Origin of the sequence: Pelagibius sp. (genome assembly GCF_965249265.1) — a bacterium.
GTDB lineage: Bacteria > Pseudomonadota > Alphaproteobacteria > Kiloniellales > Kiloniellaceae > Pelagibius.
This window is the reverse complement of sequence record NZ_OZ252224.1, coordinates 550,918-574,779: the sequence shown is the minus strand read 5'-3', so window position 1 is coordinate 574,779 and position 23,862 is coordinate 550,918. Positions and strand designations below refer to the sequence as shown.

The 23,862-nt window shown below is 62.2% G+C and carries 20 protein-coding genes; 8 read left to right on the top strand and 12 right to left on the bottom strand.

Annotated features, from left to right (window positions below; all coding sequences use genetic code 11):
• Positions 1-65: 65 nt before the first annotated feature.
• The gene (locus tag ACP146_RS02880) at positions 66-2,099 is read right to left on the bottom strand and encodes an elongation factor G (protein WP_422365262.1); all 2,034 of its coding nucleotides are present in this window, start codon (positions 2,097-2,099) and stop codon (positions 66-68) included.
• Positions 2,100-2,582: 483 nt separating this feature from the next.
• Between ACP146_RS02880 and argC the strand changes: the two genes are divergently transcribed.
• Positions 2,583-3,548, top strand: a complete 966-nt coding sequence (argC, locus tag ACP146_RS02875; RefSeq protein ID WP_422365261.1) for an N-acetyl-gamma-glutamyl-phosphate reductase — start codon at positions 2,583-2,585, stop codon at positions 3,546-3,548.
• Positions 3,549-3,642: 94 nt separating this feature from the next.
• On the opposite strand, the gene ACP146_RS02870 is transcribed toward argC, so the two are convergent.
• The 4 genes from ACP146_RS02870 to ACP146_RS02855 form a co-directional block, all read right to left on the bottom strand.
• Positions 3,643-5,367 (bottom strand): methyl-accepting chemotaxis protein, encoded by a 1,725-nt coding sequence (locus tag ACP146_RS02870; RefSeq protein WP_422365260.1) that lies wholly within the window; start codon positions 5,365-5,367, stop codon positions 3,643-3,645.
• Positions 5,368-5,539: 172 nt separating this feature from the next.
• Entirely contained in the window at positions 5,540-6,154 is a 615-nt protein-coding gene (locus tag ACP146_RS02865) for a glutathione S-transferase family protein (RefSeq protein WP_422365259.1), read from the bottom strand.
• A gap of 79 nt (positions 6,155-6,233) precedes the next feature.
• On the bottom strand, positions 6,234-7,649 hold the full coding sequence (locus tag ACP146_RS02860) for an amidase (RefSeq protein WP_422365258.1): 1,416 nt from the start codon (positions 7,647-7,649) through the stop codon (positions 6,234-6,236).
• A 28-nt stretch (positions 7,650-7,677) separates the two neighbouring features.
• On the bottom strand, positions 7,678-8,883 hold the full coding sequence (locus tag ACP146_RS02855; protein WP_422365257.1) for an aspartate transaminase: 1,206 nt from the start codon (positions 8,881-8,883) through the stop codon (positions 7,678-7,680).
• 309 nt (positions 8,884-9,192) lie between these two features.
• Here ACP146_RS02855 and ACP146_RS02850 point away from each other — a divergent pair, with 309 nt between their 5' ends.
• From ACP146_RS02850 to ACP146_RS02835, 4 genes are all read left to right on the top strand, one after another.
• Positions 9,193-11,523: a marine proteobacterial sortase target protein gene (locus tag ACP146_RS02850; protein WP_422365256.1), complete on the top strand. Its 2,331-nt coding sequence runs from the start codon at positions 9,193-9,195 to the stop codon at positions 11,521-11,523.
• Entirely contained in the window at positions 11,516-12,262 is a 747-nt protein-coding gene (locus tag ACP146_RS02845) for a class GN sortase (RefSeq protein ID WP_422365255.1), read from the top strand. Before ACP146_RS02850 ends, ACP146_RS02845 begins: the two co-directional genes overlap by 8 nt.
• Before the next feature lie 18 nt (positions 12,263-12,280).
• On the top strand, positions 12,281-12,433 hold the full coding sequence (locus ACP146_RS02840) for a hypothetical protein (protein ID WP_422365254.1): 153 nt from the start codon (positions 12,281-12,283) through the stop codon (positions 12,431-12,433).
• Positions 12,434-12,713: 280 nt separating this feature from the next.
• The gene (locus tag ACP146_RS02835) at positions 12,714-13,652 is read left to right on the top strand and encodes an IS1595 family transposase (RefSeq protein ID WP_422365253.1); all 939 of its coding nucleotides are present in this window, start codon (positions 12,714-12,716) and stop codon (positions 13,650-13,652) included.
• A gap of 285 nt (positions 13,653-13,937) precedes the next feature.
• Here the strand turns inward: ACP146_RS02835 and ACP146_RS02830 are convergent.
• The 5 genes from ACP146_RS02830 to ACP146_RS02810 form a co-directional block, all read right to left on the bottom strand.
• Positions 13,938-14,695, bottom strand: a protein-coding gene (locus tag ACP146_RS02830) for an IS5 family transposase (protein ID WP_422364888.1) whose coding sequence is annotated in 2 segments (ribosomal slippage) — positions 13,938-14,369 and positions 14,372-14,695 — 756 coding nt in all. Because the reading frame shifts where the segments join, the coding sequence is not laid out codon by codon here.
• A gap of 491 nt (positions 14,696-15,186) precedes the next feature.
• Positions 15,187-15,936, bottom strand: coding sequence for a hypothetical protein (locus tag ACP146_RS02825; protein WP_422365252.1), 750 nt, complete (start codon positions 15,934-15,936; stop codon positions 15,187-15,189).
• Positions 15,937-16,662: 726 nt separating this feature from the next.
• Positions 16,663-17,100, bottom strand: a complete 438-nt coding sequence (locus ACP146_RS02820; RefSeq protein ID WP_422365251.1) for an SRPBCC family protein — start codon at positions 17,098-17,100, stop codon at positions 16,663-16,665.
• A gap of 48 nt (positions 17,101-17,148) precedes the next feature.
• The gene (locus ACP146_RS02815; protein WP_422365250.1) at positions 17,149-17,634 is read right to left on the bottom strand and encodes an SRPBCC family protein; all 486 of its coding nucleotides are present in this window, start codon (positions 17,632-17,634) and stop codon (positions 17,149-17,151) included.
• 5 nt (positions 17,635-17,639) lie between these two features.
• Positions 17,640-18,029, bottom strand: coding sequence for an ArsR/SmtB family transcription factor (locus ACP146_RS02810; RefSeq protein WP_422365249.1), 390 nt, complete (start codon positions 18,027-18,029; stop codon positions 17,640-17,642).
• A 147-nt stretch (positions 18,030-18,176) separates the two neighbouring features.
• Between ACP146_RS02810 and uvrB the strand changes: the two genes are divergently transcribed.
• A complete protein-coding gene (gene uvrB / locus ACP146_RS02805; RefSeq protein ID WP_422365248.1) occupies positions 18,177-20,351 on the top strand; it encodes an excinuclease ABC subunit UvrB in 2,175 nt (724 codons plus the stop codon).
• A gap of 59 nt (positions 20,352-20,410) precedes the next feature.
• Here the strand turns inward: uvrB and ACP146_RS02800 are convergent, their stop codons facing one another.
• Both ACP146_RS02800 and ACP146_RS02795 read right to left on the bottom strand, forming a co-directional pair.
• Positions 20,411-21,286 carry a nucleotidyl transferase AbiEii/AbiGii toxin family protein gene (locus tag ACP146_RS02800; RefSeq protein WP_422365247.1) on the bottom strand — a complete coding sequence of 292 codons (876 nt, stop codon included), beginning with the start codon at positions 21,284-21,286 and terminating at the stop codon, positions 20,411-20,413.
• Between the two features lie 4 nt (positions 21,287-21,290).
• A complete protein-coding gene (locus ACP146_RS02795; RefSeq protein WP_422365246.1) occupies positions 21,291-22,202 on the bottom strand; it encodes a type IV toxin-antitoxin system AbiEi family antitoxin domain-containing protein in 912 nt (303 codons plus the stop codon).
• A 176-nt stretch (positions 22,203-22,378) separates the two neighbouring features.
• On the opposite strand from ACP146_RS02795, the gene ACP146_RS02790 reads away from it, so the two are divergent.
• Both ACP146_RS02790 and ACP146_RS02785 read left to right on the top strand, forming a co-directional pair.
• Positions 22,379-22,861: a YaiI/YqxD family protein gene (locus ACP146_RS02790; RefSeq protein ID WP_422365245.1), complete on the top strand. Its 483-nt coding sequence runs from the start codon at positions 22,379-22,381 to the stop codon at positions 22,859-22,861.
• A complete protein-coding gene (locus ACP146_RS02785; protein WP_422365244.1) occupies positions 22,861-23,802 on the top strand; it encodes a DMT family transporter in 942 nt (313 codons plus the stop codon). Before ACP146_RS02790 ends, ACP146_RS02785 begins: the two co-directional genes overlap by 1 nt.
• The last annotated feature ends 60 nt before the right edge of the window (positions 23,803-23,862 follow it).

Here is a 23,862-nt window from a genome sequence, read left to right as displayed (position 1 = left end):
GAGAGGGCGTTTCCTACCTGGAAACGCCCCTGATACCCACCCCTGACGCACAGCAAGACCCGCCCTCAGGCCTCGCCGCCGCGGCGTTCGGAGATGACCTGGTCGGCCAGGCGGCCGGTCAGTTCCTGCAGGTGATCGAAACGCCAGTCGAAACTGCCGACACCGACGGTCAGGGACCGCAGTTCGATGATGAGATCCTGCAGCTCCGCTTCCGGCAGGTGACACTTCAGGTCGTCCCAGCCCTTCCAGCCCGCCCGCATTTCAAAGCCCAGGATCTGTCCGCGCCGGGTACTGACCAGCGAATGCACCTTGTTGGTGAATTCGTTGGGCACGGAGATCGTCACTTCGTAGATCGGCTCCAACAAGACCGGGGCGCAGTTCGGCATGCCCTCGGCCATGGCCATACGGCCGACGGTCTTGAAGGCCTGATCCGAGGAGTCCACCGAGTGATGCTGGCCGTCAACCAGGGTGACGGCCACATCGACCACCGGAAAACCCAGAGGACCACGGTCGAGGTACTCCTTGGTGCCGTGCTCGACGGCGCCGATGTACTGACGCGGGACCGAGCCGCCGACCACCTTGTCGACGAACTGAAAGCCCTCGCCGCGCGGCAGGGGCTGGATTTCGATATGGACGTCGCCGAACTGGCCGTGGCCGCCGGTCTGGCGCTTGAAACGGGAATGCTGCTTGGTTGCCTTGCGGATGGTCTCTTTGTAGGAGGTCTGCGGCCGCTCGGCATCGACTTCCACGTTGTAGCGGTTTTTCAGCCGCTCGATGGCCAGCTTCAGGTGAATGTCTCCCTGGCCACGCAGCAGCATCTGATGGGTATCGGCGTTGTGCTCCAGCACCAGGGAGGGGTCTTCCTCCACCAGTTTGCCGATCGAGGCGGTCAGCTTTACCTCGTCCTGGCGGTTGTGGGGAGAGACGGCGAGCGCGAAAACCGGCCGCGGCGTCTCCGGCCAGATCAGGCCGGCATCCGGGTTGCGGCCCTGTTCCGTCAAGAGGTCGCCGGCCGCCAGGGACTCCATACGGCCCAGCGCCACAAGATCGCCGACCCCGGCGCGCTCAGCCTTCTGATTCTCGCCGCCCATGAGCCGGTAAAGACCGGAGACCCGTTCGTCTCCCAGGGTATCGCCGTCCTTGATCGCACCGCGCCAGATGCGGGCAATCGACATCTTGCCGGTATGCGACTGGTGGATGCTGCGGATCACGCTGGCCGCCAGGCCCTCACCCGCCGGCACGCCCAGGCGCGCCGCAGTTGCGGCGGGGTCCGGGCCTTCGTGGCGCAGCGCCTTCAGCAATCTCGTAATGCCCTGACCAAGCTCGGCGGAGCCGAAAAGCACCGGCACGATCAGATCGCCGGCCAGGTCCTTGCCCAGCTGCTCATAGATATCATCGGAAGGCGGAACCTTGTCTTCCAGCAACTGTTCCAGCAGGCCGTCATCGAAATCGGCCAGGGATTCGAGCATCTCCTGGCGGGCCGCGGTCTCGCGGTCCTTCACCTGCTCCGGCATTTCAATCAGCTCGGACTGCTTGTTGATGTTGTAGCGCCAGGCCCGCTCGCTCACCAAGTCGACGAACCCGGTCACCTGCTCGCCGTCACGGATCGGCACCTGGCGCAGCACCAGGGGTCTGCTCGAAACCGCCTGCAGGGCTTCCAGCATGTCGCGGACACGCGCCGCCGCCTTGTCCATCTTGTTGACGAAAAGAACATGGGGAATCTGATAGTCGTCGAGGAACTTGAATATCGGCGCGAGGGTCAGGCTGCGCTCCGGTTCCGGCGGCGCCACGACGATCGCGATGTCGACGCCCATCAACGCCGAGTGACTGTCCTGCATCAACTCGATGGAGCCGGGACAGTCGATAAAGGACCAGCGTTCGCCGAGATATTCGCAGTGTGCGAAATTGGGTTCGGTCGTCACCTGACGGGCACGGGCCTCGGGTGAGGAATCGCCGACGGAGTTGCCGTCTATCACCGATCCCTTCCGGTGAATGGCGCCGGCCTGATGAAGAATGGCTTCCAGCAGCGTGGTCTTGCCGCTGGTATAGGGTCCCACGAGAGCGGCGCAGCGCGCCGACGGTACCGATCCGGACGTCATGGTTTCCTCCCCGTCGCCCCCGGCGGGTCGGCCCATGAGTTTCCCCATGGCAAGCCTGGGGCGAACTGTTCTAGATCGGGTCATATTTTGACGGAACCACTTCGTGGTTGCGCCAAAATATGTGAATCCGATCGCCATCAATTAGTTAGAGCAGATTCACCGGGTTGGATGGATCGCTAACACGATTCCATCAAACCCGGATCTGCTCTAGTGGTTGAGCAGTGGGTCGTTTGCGACCGCTTTTGAAGCCCTATGGTTTCAAAGATCGGCTGCCGCTGGCAACCAAAAACAGGGGGTAGCAGGCCGGAGAAGATGCAGAGTGAGCAGATTCAGCGGCTTGGAACGGCGTAAAGCCGATGTTAGGCTGTCTCTGTAAGAAGTAAGCAGCGGGGCGCCGCTCCTGGTCGAGCGGGCGCCTTTATGGCTGCGCAGATTCTGAGTGGATGTAGCCGCAGAGACAAAGAGGAAAAGGACAAGAGGACAATGACGGCGCAAGTCTTCATCGATGGCGAAGCAGGCACCACGGGACTTCAGATCCGGGCGCGCCTTGAGGCGCGCGCCGACGTCCGCCTGATCCGCCTGGCCGATGAAGAACGCAAGGACAGCGCCGCCCGGGCCCGCGCCCTGAACGCCGCCGATCTGGCGATCCTCTGCCTGCCCGACGCCGCAGCGCGGGAGGCCGTCACCCTGATCGACAACCCGGACACCCGGGTCATCGACGCCAGCACGGCGCACCGCACCGATCCGGACTGGGTCTACGGCTTCCCGGAAATGGATGCCGAACAGACGGCCAAGGTCGCCGCCGCCAAGCGGGTCAGTAACCCCGGCTGCTATTCGACCGGCGCCATCGCCCTGCTGCGTCCCCTGGTATCCGGCGGGCTTTTGCCCCGCGACTTCCCGGTCACGGTGAACGCCGTCTCCGGCTACAGCGGCGGCGGCAAGGGCTTGATCCGGCGTTATGAGGACCCGGCGGCGCCGGACCGGCTGAGCAATGCCTATCGCGCCTACGCTCTGCGTCTTGCCCACAAGCACCTGCCGGAGATGCAGGTCCACGGCGGTCTCGACGAGACACCGCTGTTCCTGCCGGCGGTCGGCAACTACCACCAGGGCATGCTGGTACAGGTGCCGCTGCAGCTCTGGGCCCTGCCCGGCAAACCGACCCCGGACGCCCTGCGCGAACGGCTGACGGCCCACTATGCCGGCCAGGACTTCGTTTCCGTCGCCGGTGCGGCGGAAACCGCGGCCCGCGAGGATCTGGACCCGGAAGGCCTGAACGGCACCAACGCCATGCGCCTCTACGTCTTCGGCAACAGCGCCGGGGATCAGGCCTTGCTGGTGGCGGTGCTCGACAACCTCGGCAAGGGCGCTTCCGGCGCGGCGGTGCAGAACATGAACCTGATGCTCGGCCTGGAGCCCGCCGCCGGCCTCGACCAGCGCCTCGCGGCCTGAAGCTTGAACCGTAAGAGCGAAGGGGCGGCCCAAATGGACCGCCCCTCCACCGTCACGCCAGGACTTTGATATCGCCGGCTTGGTGCCCGCAGGATCAGGCGCTGTTGCGGACCTTCTCCAGGAAAGCGCCGACCTGCTGCTTCAGGTCGTTGGCATCGCCGTTCAGCCCCTCGATCGCCGCCACCGCCTGCTGGACCGCCGACATCGTCTGTTCGGAGGCGGCGCGCACCTCGGTGATCGTGCTCGACACCTTTGAGGTGTCAGTAGCCGCCGATTCGACGTTGCGCCCGATCTCCTGCGTCGCCGCATTCTGCTCCTCCACCGCCGAAGCGATGGCGGTGGTCGACTCGTTGACCTGGCCGATCACGCCGCGGATGCTGGCGATGGCCGACACCGCTTCCGTCGTCGCCTGCTGCATGGCATTGATCTGCTCAGAGATTTCCTCGGTGGCCTTGGTGGTCTGAGAAGCCAAAGCCTTGACCTCGTTGGCCACCACGGCGAAGCCCTTGCCGGCCTCGCCGGCGCGCGCCGCCTCGATGGTGGCGTTGAGCGCCAGCAGGTTGGTCTGTTCGGCGATCTCGTTGATCAGCTTCACCACGTCGCCGATCTTCTGCGCCGCGGTATCGAGAGACTGCACCGTCTCATTGGTGGAGTCCGCCTGCTGCACAGCGTCGGCGGCAACCTTCGCCGACTCGCTGGCCCGCCGCGCGATCTCCGAGATCGAGGCCGACATCTCCTCCGCCGCCGCCGCCACGCTGTCCACGTTGCCGCTCGCGCCCTCGGCCGCGGTGCTCACCTGGGTGCTCTTGTCGCTGGTCTCGCCGGCCAGTTCGCGAACCTGCTTGGTCGAGTCGTCGATGTGAGAGGCGGCATCGAGCACGCTGGACACCTTGCCCGCCACCGACGCCTCGAACTCACCCGCCAGCTCGTTCATCGCTGCGCGCTTTTCCCCGGCCGCACGTTCTTCCTGCTGCTTGCGCTCCTGTTCCAGCCGGCGCTTCTCCAGGGCGTTTTCCTTAAAGACCTGAACGGCACGCGCCATGTCGCCGATCTCGTCGCCCTGACCCTGGTAGGCCACCTCGACATCGGTGTCCTCACGGGCCAGGCGGTCCATCAGGCCCGCCAGGCGCGGCAGCGGCCGCAACAGACGGCTGAAGGCGAAGAAGGCGATCAGGGCCGTCACCAGGATGGTCACGGCCGAGGTGATCGCAAGCTTGGTGGTGAGTGCATCCAGCACCGCATTGATGTTGCTCTTCAACACACCCGCATAGAGGATGCCGATGACCTTGCCGTCCGACGAAAAGATCGGCTCATAGATCGTATAGTAGGCCTTGCCGAGAATGACCGCCTCGCCCCGGAAGGTCTGGCCCTTGGTCAAAATGGGATAGACCGCGCCCTTCTGACCCAGCGGCGTCCCGATGGCCCGGCTGCCGTCGTCTTTCTTGATGTTGGTGGTGCGGCGCCAGAAATCCTGGGATTCGTTGTCCCAGACAAAGACAGTGGCGGTCTCGCCCGTAAGATCGCCAATCCGGTCGATCATCGCATGGTCGGTGAATTCCGGGATCACGTCGATGGTGATGCGCTCCACCAGCGCGCCCTTGCGCGTCACCTGCAACTGCGGGTGCTGGTCGGCGAAAATGTCAGCGGCAATGCGCAGGCTTGCGGACTGGCGCTCGACCACTTGGTTGCGGATCTCCGCCTGAATGGCGAAGACGGCTGCAGCGGCACAGGCGGCAGCGGCTACAATAATAAGCGCGATGGTCAAGACCATCGTCTTCGTTGTCAGCTTGATGTTTTTCGCGGCGACCAAGGCAGGCATCGTTTCTCTCTCTGATCGTTTTATCAGCCGCCGGCTTATACGTTCCGGCAGATTGGATTTGCCGATAATCCCCAGAGTCGCTTAGGAAAAGGTAAAGAGAATAGAATAGTCAAATCAACATCTTATAAGCATTTTTAATTATAATCATTTTAATTATAATTGCGTAGCCGCTTCAGTCTTTGCGGTAGCGGCTGCGCACCTCGAAAACGACCGGGTCGTCCAGCAGCGCCGCCCGCAACCGCGCGATGGCCGGCAGGTCGCGCGCCGCCGGATACCAGTCCGACAACATCAGCAGATAGAGATCGGCGGCGCTGCGCTTGGCGCCCTGAAGAAAGGGGCCGGCCGCCAAGGCCTCTTCGATGATCGCGAACTGCCGGTCGAGATCACGCGTCGCCGCCGCCTTGATGCCGGATACCGCTGCCGGGTCGGTCGAGTAGCGCTCGGCATAGTAGAGCCGCAGGTCGGCGGTGTAGAGGTTCACCGCCATGAAGACCAGCCAGCGGTCGAAAACGGCGCGTTCCGGGCTGCCCGGCGGCGGCGCCAGACCGGCCTCCGGGAAGGCGTCGACAAGATGCAGCACCATGGCCGCCGACTCGGTCATTACCGTGCCATCCGGCAGGATCAGCAGGGGGATCTGACCCATGGGGTTCAGTTTCCGGTAGGCTGCGCCCTGTTGCTCCTTGCCGTGGTAATCGACCGGCAGCAGTTCGACAGGCGCCCCTGCCAGGGCGAGCACCACCTCCGGCGCGAAGGCGCCCGTATCGGGCGCCCAGTAAAGCTTGTACATGACATCTCCCGCAGCATCGCCGCCCCGTGTTCCCTAAATGCCCGTGTTCTCCAAATGAGAAGGGGAGGCTTGGGACAGCTTAGACCGGAGGCCTCCTGTCAAACCACGGACAAGCTTCCTCGAACTGACCGGCGAGGGAAAACAGCCGCGCCTCCTCGCCCAGCGGAGCCGCGATCTGGACGCCGATGGGCAGCCCCTCTTCGGTCCAATGCAGCGGCAGGGAAGCCGCCGGCTGACCCGACATGTTGAACATCTGGGTGAAGGCGACGTAAGGCTGGACGGCGCTGTTGAAGCCATCAAAGTCATCGCTGTTGGTGTCGAGCGCGCCCAGCTTCATGGGCGGCTGCGCCATGGTCGGCGTCATCAGGATGTCGTAGTCGGCAAGAAAGGCATGGAGCCGGTCGCCGATCAGCCGGATCGTGCGCTGCGCGCGCAGGTACTGCACCGCCGCGATCTTGGCGCCGCGTTCGGCGAAGGCCCAGGTCATGACCTCGACATCGGCCCGGGTCGCACCCTTCGGCCGCAGCAGATTACCGGGCGCCAGGGCATCGGCCATGTTGGCCGCGACAATGACGACCATCGCCTGACCCAAGGCCTGATAGTCGATGGCGGGGCCCGCTTCGACAACCTCGTGACCGAGCTCCTCGGCAATCGCCGCCGCCCGCTCCACCGCCGCCCGGCATTCCGGGTGCAGCGGTACCCAATCCGGCGTTTTGGTCGTCCAGGCGATGCGCAGCCGCGGCGCTTTCCCGTCGAGCGCGCTCAGAAAGGGCTGTTCCGGTTTGGGCAGGCTGTAGGGGTGATCCACGGGCGGTCCGCAGACGGCATCCAGCAGCGCCGCCGAATCCCGCACCGTGCGGCTGACGGCATGAAAGGCGGTGAGCCCGGCCCAGGCATCGCTGGTCAGATTGCGGCCGCGGCTGGGCTTCAGACCGAAGAGACCGCAGCAGGAGGCCGGAATGCGGATCGAGCCGCCGCCGTCACTGGCATGAGCCAGGGGCAGCATGCCGGCGGCCACCGCGGCGGCCGCCCCGCCGCTCGACCCGCCGGCCGAGTATGCCGGGTTCCAGGGATTGCGCGTGGCGCCGTGCTGCAGCGTTTCGGTGGAAACGTTGAGGCCGAATTCGGAGGTGCTGGACTTGCCGACGGTTACCAGGCCGGCAGCACGCCAGCGCGCCACCATGGCATCGTCGAAGGGCGACACGTAGTCGGCAAACCAGCGGCTGCCGTTGCCGCAGGGCATGCCGCGGCGGAAGGTATAGAGATCCTTCAGCAGAAACGGCAGCCCGGCGAAGGGGCCGCCGGGCGTACCCCCGCCCAGATCCTTGCGCGCCTGGTCAAAGAGGCGGTGCACCACGGCGTTCACCTGATGGTCGCGCGCCTCGATCCGCGCGATCACCGCCTCCAGCAGTTCGGGCGCCGCGATCTCGCCCCGGCGGATCAGATCCGCCAGGCCGAGACCGTCATGACTGTCGAGCAGCGCGTCGAGCGGCATGGCGCGCTAGGGCATCAAGGCGTCAGCATCAGTCGGTCAAAGCTTCGCAGGCCTTCTTGATGCGCTTGCAGGCCTCTTCCAGAGCCTCGGTCGAGGTGGCGTAGGAAACGCGGAAATGCGGGGTCAAGCCGAAGGCCTCGCCCTGCACCGCGGCCACACCGACGGATTCGAGCAGATAGGTCACGAAGTCCTCGTCGGTCTCGATCTTCTTGCCGTCGGGGGTCTTCTTGCCGATGCAGCCGGCACAGGAGGGATAGACGTAAAAGGCCCCCTCCGGTTTCGCACAGTGCAGACCGGGGCAATCGTTCAGCATAGCGACCACGAGATCGCGGCGCTGCTTGAACACCTCGGCGCGCTCGCCGATGAAGTCCTGCGGCCCGTTGAGTGCCTCCACCGCGGCAGCCTGGCTGACCGAAGAGGGATTGGAGGTCGACTGCGACTGCACCTTGGCCATGGCCTTGATCAGCGCCTCGGGCCCGCCGGCATAGCCGATGCGCCAGCCGGTCATGGCGTAGGCCTTGGAAACGCCGTTCATGGTCAGGGTGCGGTCCTTCAGGCCGGGTTCGACCTGGGCCGGGGTCACGAATTCGAAATCGTCGTAGACCAGGTGCTCGTACATGTCGTCGGTCAGCACCCAGACATGGGGATGACGCATCAGCACGTCGGTCAGCGCCTTCATCTCCGCGCGGGTATAGGCCGCACCGGTGGGGTTGGAGGGGCTGTTGAGGATCAGCCAGCGGGTCTTGGGCGTGATCGCCTCTTCCAGGGCCTCCGGCTGCAGCTTGAAGTTTTGGTTGGCGCCGCAGGAAACGAAGACCGGCTCCCCCTCGGCCAGCAGCACCATATCCGGGTACGACACCCAGTAAGGCGCCGGGATGATGACTTCGTCGCCGGCGTTCACCGTCGCCTGAAAGGCGTTGTAGAGCACCTGCTTGCCGCCGGTGCCCACGGTGATCTCCGCCGGCGAATAGTCCAGGCCGTTCTCGCGCTTGAACTTGGCGGAAATCGCCTCCTTCAGGGCCGGGGTACCGTCGACGGCGGTGTACTTGGTGTCGCCGTCCTGGATCGCCTTGATAGCGGCGTCCTTGATGTTGTCGGGGGTATCGAAGTCCGGCTCGCCGGCGCCCAGGCCGATCACGTCTCGGCCGGCAGCTTTCAGTTCACGCGCCTTGGTCGAGACGGCAATGGTGGGCGAGGGTTTGATTCGCGACAAACGCTCCGCGATCACGGACATCGATTTTCTCCCGGCTTGGTGAAAGGCATCGTCCTGACAACGATCCAGCGGGCAACTTAATCCCCGCCCCGTTGCGCTGGCAACCGGCAATCCGTGGAAGCCGGGTTGCATGAATCCGCACCGAAACCCCTCCCCCGTCCCTGAACCCGCGCCTTAATCGGCCACAAGCGACCATGGAATCGCCGCAATCTCGGTCGGCTCTCGCCACGGTCCGGGTGCCTAATCCCGGTCATGGAAGACCGGCGCCCGGGCCCCGCCCGATGTTGCCGGTCCTTAAAAGAACCGAGAGTCCTTGGGGGGACGAGAAGAATGCGTCACGAAATGCTGCCCTACCGGCCATCCAGCCTGATCCCGCCGCAGATGGTGAAAGCCTGCCTGCAGGCCGTCTTGATCATCGGCGGCGCCCTGGTGATGACGGCGCTGGTGATGGCCCTGAGCCTGGCCGCCGGGCGCCTGTCTTCGGCCCAGGGTGCCGAGGCCGGCGAAACGATGCCGAGCGGGCTGTTCTTCCGCTCCGCCGAGCAGGGCAGCGGCCTGGAGGCCCCGACCCTCAGCAGCGATGTCTCCATGGCCGTCAACGGCATGGTGAACCGCGTGACCGTCCGCCAGGTCTTCCACAACCCGACCAAGCAGTGGATGGAGGGGATCTATGTCTTTCCCCTGCCGGAGCGTTCCGCCGTCGACCGCCTGACCCTGACCATCGGCGAGCGCCGGGTCGCCGGCAAGATCATGGAAAAGGCGGAAGCCGAGCGCGCCTACAAGGCCGCCGCTGAAAACGGCCAGCGCGCCAGCCTAGTCAGCGGCGAGCGGCCCAACGTTTTCGTCACCTCCGTCGCCAACATCGGCCCGGGCGAGAAGATCACGGTGGAGATCGGCTACCAGGACGCCGTTGCTTTCGAGAACGGCGTCTTCTCCCTGCGCTTTCCCATGGTCGTTGCGCCCCGCTACAGCCCGGCACCGCCGGCGGTCGTAGAGGCCCCGTCAAACCAGCCCCTGCAACCCGCCGTCGACAGGGAAAATCCGGCTGAAACACGCGACCTTTTCGGCCCCGTGGCCACAACCGAGAAGCTGAACCCCCTGTCCCTCACCGTCAGCCTCGATGCGGGCATGGATCTGCGCAGCCTGCGCAGCCTCTATCATCCCGTGGTGATCGAAACCGCAGACGGGACCTTGCAGAAAATCACCCTTCGCGACGGCAGCGTTCCCGCGGACCGCGACTTCGTTCTGGAGTGGGCGCCGGTGGCAAGCGCCGTGCCGCAGGCCGCCGTCTTCGGCGAGCAGGTCGGCGACGACACCCATCTGCTGGTGATGATGGTGCCGCCGAGCAAGGCCGGCGGGCGAGATATCGCCGAGGAGCCGCAGCCCGGCCCCTTTCCCCGCGAACTGGTCTTCATCATCGACACCTCCGGTTCCATGTTCGGCGAATCCCTCGATCAGGCGAAGACTGCTGTGATCACCGCCCTGAAGCGGTTGAACCCGGAGGACCGCTTCAACGTCATCCAGTTCAACAGCGAGACCCACGCCCTCTACCGCCGTCCGGTTACCGCCTCCGTCGGCAACGTGGCCCAGGCCTTTCACTATGTCAGCACTCTGGAGGCAGACGGCGGCACCGAGATGGCCCCGGCCCTGGATCTCGCCCTGACCGGCGGCGCGGGCGACGGCACCATCAGCCAGATCGTCTTCCTGACCGACGGCGCCGTCAGCAACGAGGCGGAACTCTTCCGGCTGCTGGCCGAGCGACTGGGCGAAAGCCGGCTGTTCACCATCGGCATCGGCTCCGCCCCCAACAGCTACTTCATGCGCAAGTCGGCGGAACTGGGGCGCGGCAGCTTCACCCACATCGGCGATCTGACGGAGGTTACCGCGCGCATGGAGGCGCTCTTCGCCAAGCTGGAGAACCCGGCGTTGACCGATATCCGCGTCGGCTGGCCCAATGCGGCGGGCAAGCGGGTCGAGGCCTATCCCACCCCGCTGCCCGATCTTTACAAGGGCGAACCGGTCACCTTCTCGGCACGTCTCGCCGGCATTCGCCTTGACGAGCTGAATGGCCAGATGCTGATCACCGGCACAGGAAACGAGGGCCCCTGGCAGCAGCGCCTGGACCTCTCCGGCCTACAGCCCGCGGCGGGCACCGCCAGCCTCTGGGCCCGCGCCAAGCTGGTGGACATCGAAGACCAGCTCTATCAATCCGGCGGCGGCATCGACCGCGCCGCCGTCCGCGCCGAGGCATTGGCCCTGGCCCTGGAACACGACATGGTCACCCGCTACACAAGCCTGGTCGCCATCGACGATGAAATCGCGCGGCCCCGGGACGAGCCCCTGCAAAGCGAGGAGATCGAACGCAACCTGCCGGCGGGCTGGGATGCCGGCAAGGTCTTCGGCGAGCAGCCGGGTGAAGCCGAGCCGGCGACCGAAGGCCCCCTGCTGCGTCAGCAGGCCCTGCCGGCCCCCCTGCTGCAGGCGATCGAGGCCGATGGCCAGACCGTGCTTCTGCCCCAGGGGGCAACCCCGGCCGAGCGCATGCTGATCATCGGTCTGGCCTACCTGCTGCTGGGCCTCGGGCTCTTGGCCCTGATCCGCTATCGCAGCCGCAGGGCCACGCTGTCCGGCGGGGCGCCTGGCGGGGTGCAATTTGTCTAAAGTCCTGACCACGAACCGGGCCCTGTTCGCCCTCGCCCTGCTGCTGATCGGCCTCGGCCTCTGGCAGCTCGGCGGGGCCGGGCTGATCAAGGGCAAGGCTTGGCTCGCCCAGCACCTGCTCGACCGGGCCTGGGCAGCGACCCTGGCTGGGGCGGAGCGCGCGAAACCCTGGCCCTGGGCCGACACCTGGCCGGTCGCCCGTCTGCAGGTGCCGGATCTGGAAATCGATCTCTTTGTTCTCGCCGGCGCCTCGGGCCGCAGCCTCGCCTTCGGCCCCGGCCGGGTCGAGGGGACCGAAGCCCTGAACCACAGCATTCTGGGCGGCCACCGCGACACCCATTTCGCCTTCCTGCGTTATCTGGAGGAAGGCAACCGCTTTCGCCTGCAGGACCGCGCTGGGACCTGGCAGGACTATGAAGTCCGCGACCACGCGATCCTGGATGTTCGGCAGGAGGTGATCGCCCGGTCCGGCGAGGACCGCCACCTGCTGACCCTGGTGACCTGCTATCCCTTCGATGCCGTGACGCCGGGGGGACCGCTGCGCTACGCGGTCACGGCGGAGGCGCTGGAGGTTTTGGAGCCGATTGCCGGAAACGACCGTACGTTGGGGGAAGATGAAGGAGGCTCAGCCTCCAGGGGGATTTTGGAAAGGCGCGTTGCGCCCAGGGGGATTTTGGAAGGGCGCGCAGCGCCCAAGGGGATTTTGGAAGGAGGCATAGCCTCCGGGGGAACTCTTTAGGAAAGGCACCCTGTTACCATGCTCTTCGACCCCACCCTGATGACGCAGCACAAGCCCGGTCCGCTCGACCGCGGCAGCCGTTTGCGCCGCTGGCTTTCACGCCTTTGCCTGCTGGCCCTGCTCGGCATCGGCATCGGTGCCGCCCTGCTGCTCTTCGCACCGTTGTTGTGACGGCCGAGGAGTCCTCTGGCCCCTACTGAATTGAATGACACCCGTGAGGCGGGCAGGGACTTCCACGTGATTCGAGACGGCCTTTCAGGCGTCCTCAACATGAGGAAATCCCACAGTCAGAAAGACGCCCTCATGCTGTCCCAGCGACAGCACGACTCCGCGCCGGCAGCTTGCAGTGGAGAGGGTGTCACCCCCAACCCCGACCCTCCCCCATCGAGGGTGATTATATACTTGACTGAACAAGGCAGACTCCCCACCTATAAAGGGAAGGAGAGAGCCAGTGACCGACATTTCGAACCCCATCTTTCACGACGAGGACGCAGCCCGCGAATACCTTGAGGCGCAGCGCTGGCCGGATGGCCCGTTCTGCCCCTTCTGCGGCCAAGTCGATACGGTCAAGGCTCTCCCGGCCAAGGGCTCCATGGGCAAGGGCTGGTATCACTGCCGCGAGTGCCGCAAGAAGTTCACGGTCCGCGTCGGCACGCTCTATGAGCGCTCCCATGTGAAACTGCACAAGTGGCTCATGGCAACGCATCTGCTTTGCTCGTCGAAGAAGGGCATGAGCGCCCATCAGCTACACCGCATGCTTGGCGTCACCTACAAGACCGCTTGGTTCATGGCGCACCGTATCCGTGAGGCCATGCGCCCCGCTAAAGACGAAGGCCCCAAGGGCGGACCTGACAAGGTTGTCGAGGCCGACGAAACCCTGATCGGCGGCAAGGAGAAGAACAAGCACGTCTCCAAGCGCAACCCGAAGAACATCGGCAGCATGGGCAAAGAGACTGCCTTCGCACTGGTCGAACGCGGCGGGCGTGTTCGCTCCTATCACGTTAAGAGCGTGAACGCTAAGAGCCTCGGCCCCATCCTCTTTGAGCAGATCGACCGCGCCTCAACCCTGATGAGCGACGACGCGGGCCAGTATCGCCTTATCGGACCCGAGTACGCTCGCTATGAGAGCGTCAATCACAGCATCAACGAGTATGTTCGCGGCGACGCCCACACCAACACGGTCGAGGGCTATTTCTCCCTGCTTAAGCGCGGCATCAACGGCACCTACCACCATGTTAGCTCTACGCACCTCAAGCGCTATCTGGCCGAGTTCGACTTCCGCTATAACGAACGTACCGCGCTTGGCGTTGAGGACATGGAACGCACCGTGAAAGCCCTCAAGGGTATCGAGGGGAAGCGCCTCACCTATCGGCGGATTGACTGCCGGTAAGGACGCAACCAAGCGCCTTACCTTCAAGGAGGTGACGCTTCGCTTGTTGGCTCGCGATTGGCGAGAAATACGATAAAACTCAATTGACTCTCTGGTTGTATTAGAGTCAGACTTTTCCCGCTTTTGCATAAACGGGGGATTGGAAATGCCCGCATACTTCATTTCTTATGACTTGAACGGGAGTACGCCAACTCACGCACAGATGGATAAGCACCTGGAGCAGAAATACAAGTTGCGTCAGCGCATCCTTGAAACTGTCTGGTTTGTTTGCTCTAGGGTCGAGACTCAATTGAGCCACCAAGTGATAGATGCGGCCAGACAGATGGCGGCGAGGAAGATATCGGCGCGCTTGTCGTAGCGGGTTGCTATCCTTCTGAAATCCTTGAGCCGACAGAACATCCGCTCCACGCGGTTGCGGTCTCGGTAGGCGACTTTGTCGTACGATTGAGGATGCTTGCGGGTTGGGTTTGGAGGGATGACCGGCTGGCAGCCTCGTTCGATCAACCAGTCCCGCAGCTTTGCGGCGTCATAGGCGCGATCGGCCAGGAGCCGTTTAGGGGTTGGTATGCGCTCGAGAAGCATGGCCGCGCCGACCAGATCATGGGTCTGTCCGGGCGTGATCGAGAGGGCAATAGGGCGCCCCAGTGCATCGGTTATGGCATGAATTTTAGTCGTCCGTCCGCCGCGCGATCGACCGATTGCGTGCTCGAAGTCCCCCCTTTTGCCCCCGCCGCCGAGCGGTGCGCCTTGATGTGGGTGGAATCGACCGCTGTGGTCGATACGACAACACTTTTACCCGTCAGGGCGTAGAAAATATCCTCCCAAACCCCTTGCTTGCTCCAGCGATTGAAGCGGTTGTAGATCGTCGTGTAGGGGCCGTATTCCGACGGACAGTCGCGCCAGCGCGCTCCGACCTTGAGCATATGGACGATACCGGAAATCACCCGACGGTCATCCACCCGATGAGCCCCGCGCCGACCGCGCGGCAGATAAGGCTCGATCCGAGCCCATTCCTCGTCCGAAAGCCAGTAAAGCCGTGCCATCCAATCCTCCCTGCCTTGGGAAACCTGGATCAAAGAATCACAACTGCAGACGTAGGGGAATCCCTAATTGAGTACCGACCCTAGCGCGAGTGCCGAGAAAGTCTTCGACTATGTCAATGAGAAGCTTAGTGCCAATGATCGCCTGATCGTCATACAAGCCGAAACCGGCGTGTGGCGAAATCTTCTTGGTGGAGACAAGGAACTTCTCAAGAAGTGGAATGCGTGCAATCGGTGACGCTGGTGGAGCGCGGCAACCTACCAAATGCCCGGCCATCAATGCGTATTGTCAGCCGAAGCATTTTTGCAACCCAGTGGATGATTGTCTCTCGCATTCTATACTCCTTAACCAGAAACCCCGGCTCATTCGGCCGGGGTTTTCTTTTTGGGTTTGCCCTTCTTGGGCTTGTGGGGTTTGGGTGGTGTTTTCAGGAAGTGCTGAACCACCTTTTCAAACTTCGGATCTCTTGTCGCGTCTCTTTCGGTCCGTTCCGTCATGAGACTCTCAGTCTATCAAGATTTGGTCCAACCATTTCAAACGGCACGAGCGTCGCGGCCATCTGCAGCAATTTAAGGTTTGCTCCGCTCCACTCTTCCCCTTGGTCATAGACAATCCGTTGCATGACGGTCGGATCATCCCTTTTAGAAACATCTATGTGAGAGACAATGCGAGCATTGATAGATGATGCTTCGGGAACAACCGTATCTACAATCAGCCTGCGATCTCCACCAAGCTCAATGACGGTATCAAATTTGTACTGCTTTGCACTCTCACCCATGATCGGCACTTCGTGTTTGATTTGATCTTTCGAATAGCGCTTCTCAAGCACCGACTTTAGAGCCTCGCGCAAATCACGGCGTTGGCGAACACGAATTTTAGATAGAGCATCATGCGCGGCCAGTGACGATGCGTTGGCGACCAATGCAATTGCGCTACTGATTGCGGCTAAAGGGATAGCGTCTGAATAGATCCTCTTTCCGTCGTGCTTGAGGCCGTTACTCCGACAGTGGGTGCTAAGAATCCGCCCCGCTTGATTGGTTGCAGGCAACCCGTGCGCGGCAATCTCGTGCATGGCACCGCCGCCGTCAGAAACCACCACTTCACGCTCGCCGCCCGTCACATACACAGTGACAGTCGAGTTTGACGGATAGAGGCAAAGCGTAGGCACGGCGATACGCCCCTCTTGCTGCACACACCGCAAAAAGGATCGCAAGGCTTCGTTGATGTAATCGATCTGGCTCAAACCAGCCTACTCCTTTTCGGCAGTTCAAGCATTGCCCCCGACGGGAGCGTAATGCCTGTTTCCCCGCAAAACCAGCGAAATGCTTGCTCCCATCGCCTAATCTGGGGTGGCAGCGTGCGTGCGCAACCTAACTCCTTTGGCAACATAGCCTTTGTGGCAATGTGCCGATTATCCGGCCACGAATGGTAGTGCGGCCCATACACTAGTCCTTCGCCCAGAAACCGGCTCCGGTCGAGCGGGTTTGTGTGCCCTTTATCAGGAGGCTCAAAGTCTATACGCCAAATGGGTTGCGGACAGTTTAAGGTGATCGTGAACCGACAGTCTTCCCGATCCGTGGGGATGTGAGGGTAGGCTGTTAGGTCAAGCGCGGCCCCCACATGCTCGCCCTCCGCTAGAACCACGTACGATGTCCGCCAATCGCCGTCGCCAGTGCCATCATGCCATTTCGCCGTGCCTGTAAGGGACTTCTCAGCCCCAAGGAATGCATCTACCGCATCCGCTATCCGGTCGAAATGACCAAAATGTGACCAATCCATGCGCCATCCTACCAGCTTTCGCGGAATACGCGCATTGCCTTCCGCGAAACTGATAGGATCTCAGAATTGTTCAGTCAAGTATATAATTACCCCCATCGAGGGGGAGGGAGTGTGTCTATGCGGCGAGTTAGTTCCCCCTCCCCCCTTGATGGGGGGAGGTCGGGAGGGGGATGATTTTCGTGCTGCCGTTTCAGTCCTCGACGAAAGGCACCAGCTTTTCGAAGCAGGCGGTCCAGCCGCCGTTGTGCAGGCCGGCCATGGCATCGTCGGCGAAACCCTCGTGGGTCAGAGTCAGCTCCGAGCCCTGGCCCAGCGGTTTGATCTCGACGGTGACCAGCGTTTCCTGGTGATTGGTCGCCGAGGACGACCAGGTGAACGCCAGTTTCTTCGGACGGTCGATCACCTTGTAGACGCCGGCATGGGGATGCGGTTCATCGCCCTTCATGACGAAATCGAAACGGCCGCCGACCCTCAAGTCGATCTCGATGGCGGCCATCACCATCTCGCCGGGGATCAGCCACTGGCTCACCATCGCCGGGTCGGTCCAGGCATCGAAGACCAGCTCAGGGCTGGCCGCCAGTTTGCGGGTCAGGCGCACCACGGGCCTGCTGAGGGCTGCTTCACTCATGGGTTCGTCTCCTGTTTCATCATCGGGTCGGCGCTCGGGTAACAGGCGTTACGCGTCCAGCGCCCTTTCCAGCTTGTCGAAAGCGCTGTTCCAGCCACCCTCATAGTTCTGGGAGGTCTCGGCGTCGGGGAAGCGCTCGTGGATCAGGGTCATGCGCGCAGCCTGCCGGCCGTCCGGGGTTTGCGCCGCCTCAATGGCGATGGTCAGCCGGCTCTCGATTCCTTTCAGGCCGCCGCCGGCCCAGGACATGACGAGGCGCGACGGCGCTTCGATGGATTCGAAAACGCCGTGATGCTCGTGCTTCTCCTCGCCCTGCATGAGGACGCTGTAAGTGCCGCCGACCCGCAGATCCATGTCCACCTGGGCCACGGTCAGATCGTAAGGGCAGAGCCATTGGCTGAGCTGCTCCGGATTGGTCCAGGCATCGAAGACCGCCTGGGGAGAGGCGGCATAGATGCGGGTGATCCGCACCGTGGGGGCGGAACCGAAAGCCGCGGCCGGAGCCACGCTGTCGCTGGCGAGTACGTCGCTCATGATCATCAGTCCTTTTTTCCGGGGGGATTGCTTCGGGGATTGCTGACTTGGGGGGAACTCTCTTCGGGGTTCTGCTTCTCCAGAAAGGCTTCCAGGGCATCGAGCCGGGCTTCCCAGAAGCGGCGGGTTTCTTCCATCCAGCGCGCCGCCTCCAGGATCGGCGCGCCCTCGAACGAAAGCTGGTGGACGCGGCCCTGCACATCACGCTTCACCAGCCCGGCCCGTTCCAGAACCGCGACATGCTTGGAGACCGCGTTCAACGACATCTCGAAAGGCTCGGCGATCTCCGTCACCCGCGCCTCGCCGGACATCAGGCGGCCGAGAATGGCGCGCCGGGTCGGGTCGGCCAGGGCGGAGAAAGTGCGGTCCAGGGCTTGATCAGAATATTCAACCATTTGGTTGAATATAGAGAAACGGCCTCGGAACGTCAAGACGCCACCCCGGTTCTCCTGCCAGTCTCCCGACTCTCCTGACAGACAGGTGTCAGCAACGCCCCCGCTTCGCCCCTGGCCTCAGGCCGGGCAGAGCGCATATAAAGAGACATGTCCGATACCACCCTGACCCCCGCACCGGCCAAGCCACTGGACCTGCTCGCCAGCCCCTCCGCCGCCACGCCGTTCAAGATCAATTCCGACTTCGTGCCGGCCGGCGACCAGCCCCAGGCGATCAAGGAGCTGACCGGCGGCCTGGTCGAGGGCGAGCGCGACCAGGTGCTGCTCGGCGTCACCGGCTCCGGCAAGACCTTCACCGCCGCGCAGATCATCGCCGAGCTGCAGCGCCCCTCCCTGGTGCTCGCGCCCAACAAGACCCTCGCCGCGCAGCTCTATGCGGAGATGAAGTCGTTCTTCCCGGAAAACTCGGTGGAGTACTTCGTCTCCTACTACGACTACTACCAGCCGGAAGCCTACGTCCCGCGCAGCGACACCTATATCGAGAAGGAAAGCTCGATCAACGAGCAGATCGACCGCATGCGCCACGCCGCCACCCGCGCGCTGTTCGAGCGCCGCGACGTGGTGATCGTCGCCTCGGTCTCCTGCATCTACGGCATCGGCTCGCCGGAGACCTATGCCACCATGACGGTGGAGGTGAAGGCCGGGCAGGAGATCCGCCGCGCCGATCTGCTGAAGAAGCTGGTGGAGCTGCAATACAAGCGCAACGACGGCAACTTCCACCGCGGCACCTTTCGCGTGCGCGGCGATACCATCGACGTCTTCCCGGCCCACTATGAAGACCGCGCCTGGCGCCTCACCCTCTTCGGCGATGAAGTGGAGACGATCCATGAGTTCGACCCGCTGACCGGCGACAAGACCGACAGCCTTGAGGCCATGAAGGTCTACGCCAACAGCCACTATGTGACGCCGCGCCCGACCCTGCAGCAGGCCGCAAAGCAGATCAAAGAAGACCTGAAGATCCAGCTCGATCTCTTCAACCAGCAGGGCAAGCTGCTGGAGGCCCAGCGCCTGGAGCAGCGCACCATGTTCGATCTGGAAATGATCGAGGCCACCGGCTCCTGCGCCGGGATCGAGAACTATTCGCGCTACCTGACCGGACGCAATGCGGGCGAGCCGCCGCCGACGCTCTTTGAATACCTGCCGGAGGATGCGCTGCTCTTCGTCGACGAGAGCCACGTGACCGTGGGTCAGTTGAACGGCATGTACCGCGGCGACTATTCGCGCAAGTCGACCCTGGCGGAATACGGTTTCCGCCTGCCCTCGGCCATCGACAACCGGCCGCTGAAGTTCGAGGAATGGGAACAGATGCGCCCGCAGACGGTCTACGTCTCGGCCACCCCCGGCCCCTGGGAGCTGAAGCAGACCGGCGGCGTCTTCGTTGAACAGGTGATCCGACCGACCGGGTTGATCGACCCGGTCTGCATCATCCGGCCCACGGAAAGCCAGGTCGACGACCTGATCGGCGAGTGCAAGGACATGGCCGCGGCCGGCAACCGGGTGCTGGTGACGACGCTCACCAAGCGCATGGCCGAGGATCTGACCGAGTATCTCCACGAGGCGGGCCTGAAGGTGCGCTACATCCACTCCGACGTGGATACCCTGGAGCGCATCGAGATCATCCGCGACCTGCGCCTCGGTGTCTTCGACGTACTGGTCGGCATCAACCTGCTGCGCGAGGGCCTGGACATTCCCGAATGCGCCCTTGTCTGCATCCTGGATGCCGACAAGGAGGGCTACCTGCGCTCCACCACCTCGCTGATCCAGACCATCGGCCGGGCGGCTCGCAACGTCGACGGCCGGGTGGTGCTCTACGCCGACAAGATGACCGACAGCCTGACCGCGGCGCTGGAGGAAACCAACCGCCGCCGCGAAAAACAGCAGGCCTACAACGACGCCAACGGCATCACCCCGGAATCGGTGAAGAAGCAGATCGCCGATATCCTGGAGAGCGTCTACGAGAGCGACCACGTCACGGTGAAGACCGGCGACGAGAAGACCAAGCACCTCATCGGCCATAACCTGCAGGCCTATATCGCCGATCTGGAAAAGCGCATGCAGGACGCCGCCGCCGACCTGGAATTCGAAGAGGCCGCGCGCCTGCGCGACGAGGTGAAGCGCCTGCGCGACCAGGAACTGGGTCTCGACCGGCCCGGTTCGGCCAGCGGCGACGGCAGCGGGGGCGGCTTCGCCGACCGCATCGCCCAGGCCGGCGCCGCCAGCAAGTCGCGTAAGGGCAAAGGCAGATATCGCGGCAGGCGGCGTTAGATAGCGAACAAGAATTTTTGAGATTCAGAAGTCAGTTTAAGTGCTACCACTAACCAAAGTCAGTCAGTTGGGTTCTCTTCCGCCTCCCAAGGAAGGCTTTCGTAGTAGTTCATGATGTAGCCATAAGCTTCATCAAATTTGGGCAATTCCCCCTGGATCTCTTGCTCCAAGAGGTTGTATTGAGCCTTGGAACGCCGGGCGATTTCGGGGTTGCGCATCGACTCTTTCTCTACCTCAAGATTCCTTGCGTTCGCCTTCTCTTTTAAGCTTAGCAAGATTTGAGCCTTAATAAGTATATCGGTGCTGACTTTCTCTTCGCTTAGCAACCCATACAAATCGTAGGTATCTTGCCTTCGGAAGCGCTTTCTCTGCTGCTGTTGTAGTAGAGCCCTGAACTTCTCTGCGACAAGATCATGGAAGCTGTATGTCTGAATCGTTTGGTTGTGGTCGAGTTCCATTGCGACAGGTTCGCCACGAGGTTCATTGAGACTAAAGTCGATCTTCACAGCGTGGGGGGATTTGCCATTTTGTAACCTGCGGTGCGCACCTAGATTGTTTTGGTCAGCGTAGCCAACGCTTATTTTCAAAGATGCGAATTCTTTGTCTTCCCCCGGAGGTTTTTGCTTCCAGCCTTGGACTCTGCAATCGATGCCGTAGCCGAGTGCTTCAACAGCTTCAACGAGAGCTGTGTCAAGTTCATCTATCAGTTCATTGGGCTCTATTTGTTGCAGAGTTTGATCTGTCGAGAAATCAATGTCTCTGGTGAATCTTGTGCTCGCGTAGGCCAGACCAAGTAGAATGCCACCTTTCAGAATCATAAGGTCTTGCAGTTCGCGATGTTGAGAGATTGCGTATAGGATGGTGTGAACTGCCTGCCGGAATTCGCGTTGATCGGCAATCTCATTTACCCAGATTTCGATTGAAGATGCTGACATGACGTCATGCTTCAAGATTTAGTGAAAGACACCAACGTTCCGAATAGTCTGGGCTGTAGGGACTATTCGCATCCAGTTTACGTGATCCTCCACGCTGCGCAAATTCAGTCCAGGTATTAATTGCGGGACTAGTGATGTTCGCATGTTCCTCAAGAACATATCCTGCACGGACTTTGTCGATCTTTGTTCCGTGCCTATCAATCTCATCTATTATCTGCTTCTGATATCGTGGCGCATGTTCGGTGTAAGCATCGATCACGTGTCTGATGCCACCACACAGGTTCGGTTCTCGAATCATATCCAAGAATGTTCGGCCAATTGTTGATACCCTTAAACACCGCCCTTTGATCGAAACAAAAGCGCCGAGGTGGTCGCTTAGATAGCGATGGACTGAAACGCGGCTAATTTTTTTTACGTTTAGCCGCTTGAGTTGAGGAAGATTTTGGCGAAAAAATTCTTGAATGTTTTGTTGACCGAGATCCTTTTGCATTTTCTGCCAAGCATGTTCGCGCCATCGTTTTGGCGGAGGTGATGAGTAGGTCAAAACCCGGCCAATGCGATCAGTGAGGCCATGCCATTCCATTGCACTCAAATGAGAGATGTAAGCAAATGGATCCACAGAACACGCAATCTCATTGATCGACGATGACTCTCTACCGAGCACGCTGAAAACTTCTTTGTGGCGTACAGCATTGCTCTCCTCAAGAACACCATTCTCGATGAGAGCGTTTATGTTTCTTGTGCAGTCTGAACGATTGGCGTGTGATTTTTTCAGTGAGGCGAGCTTCTCACCTCTGTATGAACCAGCTTGGTAAAGCTCAAAGATAATGAGTGCGACCTGATAGAGAGTCACAACAGGCTGGTTTAGCTTGCCAATTTCGAGGGCAGCCGCTTTTTGAACAGTTGGTGCTGGCATGTATATACGTCCTTAGGACGTATATACATGCCAGCAGCCAATGCGTCAATAGATTTTTGCTTCGTAAAACGGGTTGACAACACAGGAAATCACCACTATCATGTGTCCTTAGGACACATGATAGTGGTGATTGATTTCATCTAATCTCTCATTATCACGCTGATAAATCTGACCAAATGACAGATAACACCCAAGCAACCGCCCGGAACCACTCCATTTACGTCGATGCCGATGCCTGCCCGGTGAAGCAGGAGATCTATAAAGTCGCCGAGCGTCACGGCTGGACGGTGCAGGTGGTGGCCAACGATATCATTTCCCTGCCGGTGCATCCGCTGATCAAGCGGGTGGTGGTGGGCGCCGGCTTCGATGCCGCCGACGACTGGATCGCCGAACGGGCCGGGCCGGGCGACGTCGTCATCACCGCCGATGTGCCCCTGGCGAGCCGCTGCGTGACGGCGGGCGCCGCCGTGCTGGCCCACAACGGCAAGGGCTTTTCCGACAAGTCCATCGGCATGGCACTGGCCAGCCGCAACCTGATGGCCGAACTGCGCGAAGCCGGCCAGGTGGCCGGCGGCCCCCGGCCCTTCTCCCAGCGCGACCGCTCCGCCTTCCTCTCCGCCCTGCACGAGACCATCGTGCAGATCACCCGCAAGGGCTGATGGCCGGAACCGCCGCGCCCGGGCCGGACCGGCTCCCGCTCGGCGTTACCATGATCGTCTTTGCCACCCTCACCATGGCCCTTCAGGATGCGGTGGTGAAGCTGGTGAGCACGGACCTGCCGCTCTGGCAGCTCTTTGCCCTGCGCTCCCTGATCGCTATCCCGCTGCTGCTGGTGCTCCACCGTCTGGCCCGCGAAACCGGCGGCCTGCGCCCCCGGGCGCTCGGCTGGGGCCTGCTGCGCGGCGCCCTGCTGGTGGCCATGTACATCGCCTTTTATGCCGCCCTGCCGCTGCTCGATCTTTCGCTGGTGGCGGCCGCCTACTACACGGGCCCGCTGTTCATCACCCTCTTCGCTGCGACCCTGCTGGGCGAAGGCGTCGGCCCAAGGCGTATCCTTGCCATCGCCCTGGGTTTCGCCGGCGTTCTGGTGATCCTGAAGCCGGGAACCGAGTCCTTCTCCTGGGCCATGATCATCCCCATCGCCTCCGCGGTCTTCTACGCCCTGGCCGCGATCCTGACCCGCAGCAAGTGCGCCGCCGAAAGCGCGATCTCGCTGTCGCTGATGCTGAACGTCTGTTTCATCCTCTGCGGATTCGGGGTCAGCCTGGTGCTCTGGATCTGGCAGCCCGGCACCGAACAACAGCAGGCCAATCCCTTCCTGCTCGGCGACTGGGTGACCATCGACCTGAAGACCGGCGCCGTGCTGGCGCTGCTCGCCGTGGCCAACGTCGCCATCCACGTCGCCCTGGCAAAAGCCTATCAGTCGGCGCCGCCGCCGGTCATCGCCACCTTCGATTACAGCTATCTCATCTTCGCCGCCGTCTGGGGGTACCTGATCCTGAGCGAAGTCCCCCAGACCACGACCCTGATCGGCATGGCGGTGATTGCCGGCGCCGGCATGCTGGCCATCTGGCGGCCCGGCCGCCGGGCTCGTTCATAACGTCAAGGCACCCCCGACCCGCCGATCACGGTCGCGAGAACCGCCCTTGCCGGCCGGGTC